The 6,344-nt window shown below is 41.9% G+C and carries 8 protein-coding genes; 5 read left to right on the forward strand and 3 right to left on the reverse strand.

Going from position 1 to position 6,344, the window contains the following annotated elements:
- Positions 1 to 281 precede the first annotated feature (281 nt).
- The gene (locus AACT21_RS04905; protein ID WP_094163749.1) at positions 282 to 1,457 is read left to right on the forward strand and encodes a GGDEF domain-containing protein; all 1,176 of its coding nucleotides are present in this window, start codon (positions 282 to 284) and stop codon (positions 1,455 to 1,457) included.
- Here AACT21_RS04905 and AACT21_RS04910 read toward each other — a convergent pair.
- A complete protein-coding gene (locus tag AACT21_RS04910; RefSeq protein ID WP_013868082.1) occupies positions 1,438 to 1,728 on the reverse strand; it encodes a hypothetical protein in 291 nt (96 codons plus the stop codon). The genes AACT21_RS04905 and AACT21_RS04910 overlap by 20 nt on opposite strands.
- A gap of 148 nt (positions 1,729 to 1,876) precedes the next feature.
- On the opposite strand from AACT21_RS04910, the gene AACT21_RS04915 reads away from it, so the two are divergent.
- Both AACT21_RS04915 and AACT21_RS04920 read left to right on the forward strand, forming a co-directional pair.
- Positions 1,877 to 2,725 (forward strand): pirin family protein, encoded by an 849-nt coding sequence (locus AACT21_RS04915; protein ID WP_094125096.1) that lies wholly within the window; start codon positions 1,877 to 1,879, stop codon positions 2,723 to 2,725.
- Positions 2,726 to 2,822: 97 nt separating this feature from the next.
- The gene (locus tag AACT21_RS04920) at positions 2,823 to 3,569 is read left to right on the forward strand and encodes a substrate-binding periplasmic protein (RefSeq protein WP_013868084.1); all 747 of its coding nucleotides are present in this window, start codon (positions 2,823 to 2,825) and stop codon (positions 3,567 to 3,569) included.
- 28 nt (positions 3,570 to 3,597) lie between these two features.
- Here the strand turns inward: AACT21_RS04920 and ppnP are convergent, their stop codons facing one another.
- Positions 3,598 to 3,879 carry a pyrimidine/purine nucleoside phosphorylase gene (gene ppnP, locus AACT21_RS04925; RefSeq protein ID WP_026027338.1) on the reverse strand — a complete coding sequence of 94 codons (282 nt, stop codon included), beginning with the start codon at positions 3,877 to 3,879 and terminating at the stop codon, positions 3,598 to 3,600.
- A 369-nt stretch (positions 3,880 to 4,248) separates the two neighbouring features.
- Here ppnP and AACT21_RS04930 point away from each other — a divergent pair, with 369 nt between their 5' ends.
- Positions 4,249 to 4,692 (forward strand): DUF2850 domain-containing protein, encoded by a 444-nt coding sequence (locus AACT21_RS04930; protein ID WP_170889392.1) that lies wholly within the window; start codon positions 4,249 to 4,251, stop codon positions 4,690 to 4,692.
- A gap of 100 nt (positions 4,693 to 4,792) precedes the next feature.
- Here AACT21_RS04930 and aroG read toward each other — a convergent pair whose 3' ends face one another.
- Positions 4,793 to 5,845 (reverse strand): 3-deoxy-7-phosphoheptulonate synthase AroG, encoded by a 1,053-nt coding sequence (gene aroG / locus AACT21_RS04935; RefSeq protein ID WP_094128082.1) that lies wholly within the window; start codon positions 5,843 to 5,845, stop codon positions 4,793 to 4,795.
- Positions 5,846 to 6,081: 236 nt separating this feature from the next.
- On the opposite strand from aroG, the gene AACT21_RS04940 reads away from it, so the two are divergent.
- Positions 6,082 to 6,344 (forward strand): ATP-binding cassette domain-containing protein (locus AACT21_RS04940; RefSeq protein WP_141195243.1); only part of this gene is annotated, 263 nt, incomplete at its 3' end.

Genomic DNA, 6,344 nt, shown 5'->3' on the forward strand with positions numbered 1-6,344 from the left:
ATATCCACATTTGCTTATATTCATTTTTTTATAAAAAAATAATGGCTTAAATAATGGCTTATTTGAACAACGTTAAAATAATCGACAAAACATGCTGATAATACAATAAGTTATAAGAGCATTGATCACCGATTATTAATAGCCTAATGACTTAACGAAAACGCCAAATGATTAGTCATTGTATTTTTTAACTGACGCCATGCACTTCGTCCGCAAAACTCTGTTATTTATTCTAGACTTAACTCGGTATCTAATACTTTAGGATAGCATCGAGATCGAGTATGACTGAATTGGTAGGTAGACATTTAGAAGAGATGGCCAATATGCGAGCGTCACGCAAGCGTAGGGTCGTTGCCTTATGCTCATTTGTGTCTGTGCTACTTTTCGCCTTTTATGGCATTCTTCATTTTCTTGAACAGCAATATTACCTGAGCATTTTTAATTTATTATGCTTGATCGCCATTGCCTCTAATTACCTTTATTTCTACCATCACTCTGATAACACCTCCTATGCCGATTTATTCCTCAGTGCCATCTTGTTAACAAAAGGGGTCATATTACTACTATATGGACAGCATATGGTCGGCAATGTGCTGTGGTTGTTTCCAATTATTGCGGCGGTGATCTTCATTAATGACTTTCGAATAGGCTTAGTTTTTAGCTGTAGTTTCTTTATGCTAATTGGCGTCTCAGTACAACTCTCCAGTGCCGATATTCTTCCTCAATATCTCCCCATAGATCGGTTTTTTCTCAGTCTCATCGCACTCTGTTGCATGTGTCATATTTCCTCTTACTACTACAACAAAGCGGTTTGCTATATCCAGCATCTTTATCAAGAGGGAATTGAAGACCTTGCCTACACCGACCAACTGACTGGGCTCGCCAATCGTTGGAGTTTCGAAACTTGGGCACGTGAAAAACTCTCCCAGCAGACTGATAAAAAAACCATCACCGCACTCGTCTTTCTAGACATTGATAATTTCAAGTCCATTAATGACAGCTACGGACATGAGGTCGGGGATCGAGTCTTGCAATATTTCGCCAATCGTTTAAAAAACAACGTCCGAAATAAAGACCGGAAGACCGATAAACACGATTACTCCATCGCGAGATTTGCCGGAGATGAGTTCGTGCTACTACTTTACGATATCAAAACGGTTAAGGATTTGGATGGTGTTCTCAACCGGATTTGTTATCTGTTTGAGGATAAATATCAAGGGTCAGAAATGATCAATAACCTCACCGTCAGCATCGGCGCTGCTTTGTTTCCTTCTGATGCTGATAACTTGGCCGAGCTGACTCGGTGCGCAGACAAAGCGATGTACGCAGCAAAACACAACGGCAAAAATCAATATCAGTATTACCAACATATTTCACTTGACCATACTGACGCATCTACTGCAACCCATTCAGCAACAGTGACACCAATAAAGAAAGCTAGCGAGTCATATACATAATCCACAAACCTACTGCACATACCACCACCATCCATGCGGCGTAGCGTGCTGTATTAGGTTTATTTGGTTTAGGGTGAATCACTGGCCTCATTGCCGCACGCCTTGCTGCTTCAACAATGGAAACGTCTTTATCACTGAGCTGTTCAAGCGTATCGCGATTTTTCTGCGCTTGATTAGCCACCTTGGTAAATCGGTGCATCTGCTCAAGCGTAAAATCCTCTTTGGGATCATAATGCGGATTCTGATCTTCATGTTTGGGCAACATAGACATTGGGCATCCTCCTCGTGATCCAACCTACTCTAATTATAGCCCCCCTCAAGATATGTTCGAATTTCTCGACGAAGACCTTCAAAACACAGCGCTCTTCTTTATCAGCACCTTGTCTTAGACTGATGTTATACCGACAAGGAGAATCATTATGCTAACGCAACGTGAAATAAAACAGATAATCCCCGCACAACCCACTTCGGATGGAGATGGCGTAAAAATTAGCCGTGTTGCTGGCTTTAATAACGCTAATTTTTCACCATTTTTAATGCTCGATGAATTTAAATCTGATCAAAAAGCCGATTATATTGGCGGATTCCCTCCTCATCCACACCGAGGAATCGAAACTCTCACTTATATGCTAAATGGGCATTTCCAACATCAAGATCATATGGGTAATGTCGGTGAATTACGCTCTGGTGGTGCCCAATGGATGGCCGCAGGAAGAGGTGTTATTCATAGCGAGATGCCAATCATGACTGAAGGTCAGTTGCACGGTTTTCAGATTTGGATCAATCAGCCTGCTAGCCAAAAAATGGCGCCAGCGCAATACCACGACTTTCAACCCGAAACCATTACCGAATACCACTCCCAAGAGGCTGGCCTGCTGAAAGTACTTGCGGGTGATGTCACTTGTGGCAACCAGATAGTAACTGGCCCATTAACAAAAACGGGCGTTAAATTGAGTGTAGCCGACTGGCAAGCAACACCGGGTAGCCAATTAGAGATCGCCACTCCAAATCACTTTAATGTCATGGCATTTACCTACAAAAGCAATGCACAGCTAGGCAGTAAAGTGTTGAAGCAAGGCGAGCTAGCGTTGCTCTCAAAAGGTGAGTTCTTAACATTAAAAGCCAATGATACGAGCGGAGTATTGTTGCTAATGGGGCAACCCATTGATGAACCTGTAGTGCATTATGGGCCGTTTGTAATGAACTCATTTTCTGAGATAGAACAAGCAATTAAAGACTACAACTCAGGTCTGTTTGAACAGTATTAATCATAGGGTAGCCATCCGGCTGATCTTAAGTGTCATTTTGGGGTTCTCAGAAAGTTTGCCTATACTCAAGTAGTAAATTTGACGAGAGGCACGAAATATGTGGGTATTGACTAGAAATATTCTCATTTCATTGGCAGCAGTGCTGATCAGCTCAACGCTTTTTGCTAACACCCTTAAAGCTGATTTTAGGCATCGACCACCAGAAATGGTGATCAGTCCAGATGGTCAAAAAATCAGCGGCCCATTAAAGGAAATCATTGAAGAAGCAGCAAAAAATATAGGCTTCGATATCGAGTGGCGAAACATTCCATTTCCTCGCAGCCTTGCTACTTTAGAAAATGGTACTGTTGACATTGTTCCACGTGTCATACGAACAGCAGACAGAGAAGCATTTGTTCGCTTTATCGGTCCTATAAGTGAGCAAACACGGAATATTGTTTTTGTCACTCGCAGTGATGGGCCAGCAATCAACAATTATCAAGATTTACGAGAGCTAAATGTCGGTGTGAAAAGAGGTACCGCTTATTTCGAAGCGTTTGATCAAGACAAAGAGATAAATAGAACGGTTGTTAATGATGACTTCAACCTAGCAAGAATGCTAGAGGCAAAGAGAATAGATACCGTTATCGTATTGGATTTACCTGCGCTAGAAGTGGAATTAAAAACAATCAATTTTAGTAACTACCAAGTAGCAACCTACTACTATCCAAACACTATCGGCAACTATTACGGTATGCCTAAAAGCCATCCACAAGCGGATGCATTACAAAACGCTCTGTCTGAAATGGTAAAAAGTGGAAGGATCGAAGCCATCTATGCAAAATTTGGCTTAACAGCTCAATAAGAAATAGGGCTTTTAAGCCCTATTTCAACTACAAATATTCGCACAAATAAGCTGTTGCTTCGGCAACTTTCAAATCAAAGGACGAATTCTCAGCGACTTCAAAAGATTCATTCGCTTTAAATGTAGACCAATGTTCATCCCCTAAACGCTTTATCGTTAACGAACCTTTGATGACTGTCATACGCTCAGGAGCGGCCGTGCCAAAGGTGTATTCGCCAGGAGCCATTACGCCCACCGAACTGTCACCACTTTGGTGAGCAAAACCTAAAGATTTAACCGCCCCATCGAAGTATGTGTTTTCTTTGATCATTTCTCTTCCTTGTAAAATAAACCACCAAAATATGGTGAATAACACGTTTGTAAGCCGTTTTATCTGAAATCGTAAAAATACACAAGTGGCAATTGGGATTAAACAAATAGTGAAACGCGACCTATACTGATCGGTAAGTCAACAAAATTCATGGTGCAATGTTCATCTTGTCATCCATTAGTACTAGTTTTGGAAAAAAGATCATATTTTCCAGTGTGACATTTGCTAAACCACACGACATATTCCACTCTCTAACCTTGTTTTAATTGGTTAGCCTTACCGGTACTAGTCGCTGATTGCTTACGTTATGGAGTGGGAATGGCAGTTAAGGGTTTCACGCATGCAAATAAAGCCTCTTCAGGTCACCCTATGAAAAAAAAGTGGGTATTAAAAAGTGTTTTTTGGATAGTGCTGTTCACTATCGCAGCTGGTTTTGCCACTTTACTTTTAGTGAGCTATCAAGAGTATACAAGCCCCAAAAATGTCTATGGTTCATGGATCGAAATCGGTACACCCAGCTATAGCACTGAGGTTCTAACTCTCAATTCAAATGGCGTGTTTCGAAATAATCGCTTAGTCAGCACTCAGTTTGAATATGATGGGGATAAAATTGTGATTAACACTGGTAGTGGCGTGACCATTTACCAACTTGCTGGGACAACAAACTCCCCTCAACTCAAGCGCATTGAACCTGTCATGCCTTTACAACGCTTTATCAAACAAGGCTATGAAAGCACGGTAGAAAACGATGAAAACGGCGACCCAAGTAAAAATCGTCGTTCAGCATTATCTGAGCACTTTTCACAACCATAGCGCTTAAAGTGACGCGATCAGAGCTGAGTCTAAGCCTAAATAGAAAAGCCCCCAAATCGGGAGCTCTGTTGATACTTTATATTATAGAGTGACGCCATATTTAGCGTGCGCGACGCGCCTCTACCGCATCAGCCAACTGACGCAATACCACTTCAGTGTCATCCCAGCCAATACATGCATCCGTAATCGATTGACCATAAGTGGCCGCACAACCATCCACGAGATCCTGACGTCCTTCAACAAGATGAGACTCAATCATCACACCAAAAATAGCATGTTCACCCGATGCAATCTGCTCGCTCACATCTTGTGATACCACCAGTTGACGCTGGTACTGTTTAGAGCTGTTTGCGTGGCTAAAGTCAATCATCACTTTTTGTGGTAAACCGGAGATTTCTAGTTCCTGCTTGATAGCCGCGACATGTTGAGCGTTGTAGTTTGGCTCTTTACCACCTCGTAGAATGATATGGCAATCAGGGTTGCCTGCCGTTTGAATGATGGCCGAATGACCATACTTAGTGACCGACAAGAAATGGTGCGATGCACTGGCAGAGCGAATCGCATCAGAAGCGATTTTGATATTGCCATCTGTCCCATTTTTGAACCCAACCGGACAAGATAGACCCGATGCGAGTTCACGGTGAACTTGAGATTCTGTTGTACGAGCACCAATAGCACCCCAACTGATAAGGTCAGCCACATACTGCGGTGTGATCATATCCAAAAATTCGCTCGCTGTCGGCATCCCCATATCGGTCAAATCAAGCAGTAACTTACGCGCCATGCGTAAACCATCGTTAATTTTATAGGTATCATTTAAATAAGGGTCGTTAATGAGCCCTTTCCATCCGACGGTCGTACGAGGTTTTTCGAAATAGACACGCATGACAATTTCAAGGCGATCACCTAGTTCATCGCGTAACACTTTAAGACGTTTTCCATATTCAACAGCCGCTTGAGGATCATGAATTGAACATGGGCCAATGATCACCAATAAGCGATCATCTTTATCTTGTAGAATATTATGAATGGCTTCTCGAGCCTGAAATGTGGTTGAAGAAGCAACTTCTGTTGCCGGAAACTTTTCTAGAACCGCAACAGGAGGTAATAACTCTTTAACTCGTTTAATTTTTACATCATCAGTCTGAAACATTGCTTACTTCTTCCTTATTCTTTTCTACTGCCTACCGAACAACGGACAGGTTGGATCTATACGCAGCCTTGCTTTCGGCTCTCCCCTGTAACTTATCTACTAAAAACCACAACTTCAATCATTATTTTCAACAAAAGGCAATATTGGCTACTTTTTTACAAAATCATCACTGCGTAAAAAAATAGTTACACCCTTGAGCTGGAACCCACAAATTAACGCTAATATGAGCTTCGTAGGTGCATTATCTCGTTGATATTGCTAAGGTAGGTGATAACAAAATAGCAACAAGATATTCAACCATGAATGCGATAGAGTTTGAAAAAGTAAACAAGTGGTACAATAATTTTCACGCTTTGAAAGACATTACTCTTCAGGTTCGTCGAGGGGAAATCTTAGTCGTTTGTGGCCCTTCAGGCTCAGGAAAATCAACATTAATCCGAACGGTCAATGGGTTAGAAGCTATCACCACGGGCAAGATCACCCTGAACTCTAACCATTC

Origin of the sequence: Vibrio sp. V08_P9A1T1 (genome assembly GCF_963874405.1) — a bacterium.
Taxonomy (GTDB): Bacteria; Pseudomonadota; Gammaproteobacteria; order Enterobacterales; family Vibrionaceae; genus Vibrio; species Vibrio anguillarum.

Excerpts from the sequence above, each read along its gene's own strand:
- AACT21_RS04915 (WP_094125096.1), top strand. The coding sequence starts at position 1,877 with ATGCTAACGCAACGTGAAATAAAACAGATAATCCCCGCACAACCCACT.
- AACT21_RS04920 (WP_013868084.1), top strand. The coding sequence starts at position 2,823 with ATGTGGGTATTGACTAGAAATATTCTCATTTCATTGGCAGCAGTGCTG.
- AACT21_RS04930 (WP_170889392.1), top strand. The coding sequence starts at position 4,249 with ATGAAAAAAAAGTGGGTATTAAAAAGTGTTTTTTGGATAGTGCTGTTC.
- aroG (WP_094128082.1), bottom strand. The coding sequence starts at position 5,845 with ATGTTTCAGACTGATGATGTAAAAATTAAACGAGTTAAAGAGTTATTA.
- AACT21_RS04910 (WP_013868082.1), bottom strand. The coding sequence starts at position 1,728 with ATGTCTATGTTGCCCAAACATGAAGATCAGAATCCGCATTATGATCCC.
- AACT21_RS04905 (WP_094163749.1), top strand. The coding sequence starts at position 282 with ATGACTGAATTGGTAGGTAGACATTTAGAAGAGATGGCCAATATGCGA.
- ppnP (WP_026027338.1), bottom strand. The coding sequence starts at position 3,879 with ATGATCAAAGAAAACACATACTTCGATGGGGCGGTTAAATCTTTAGGT.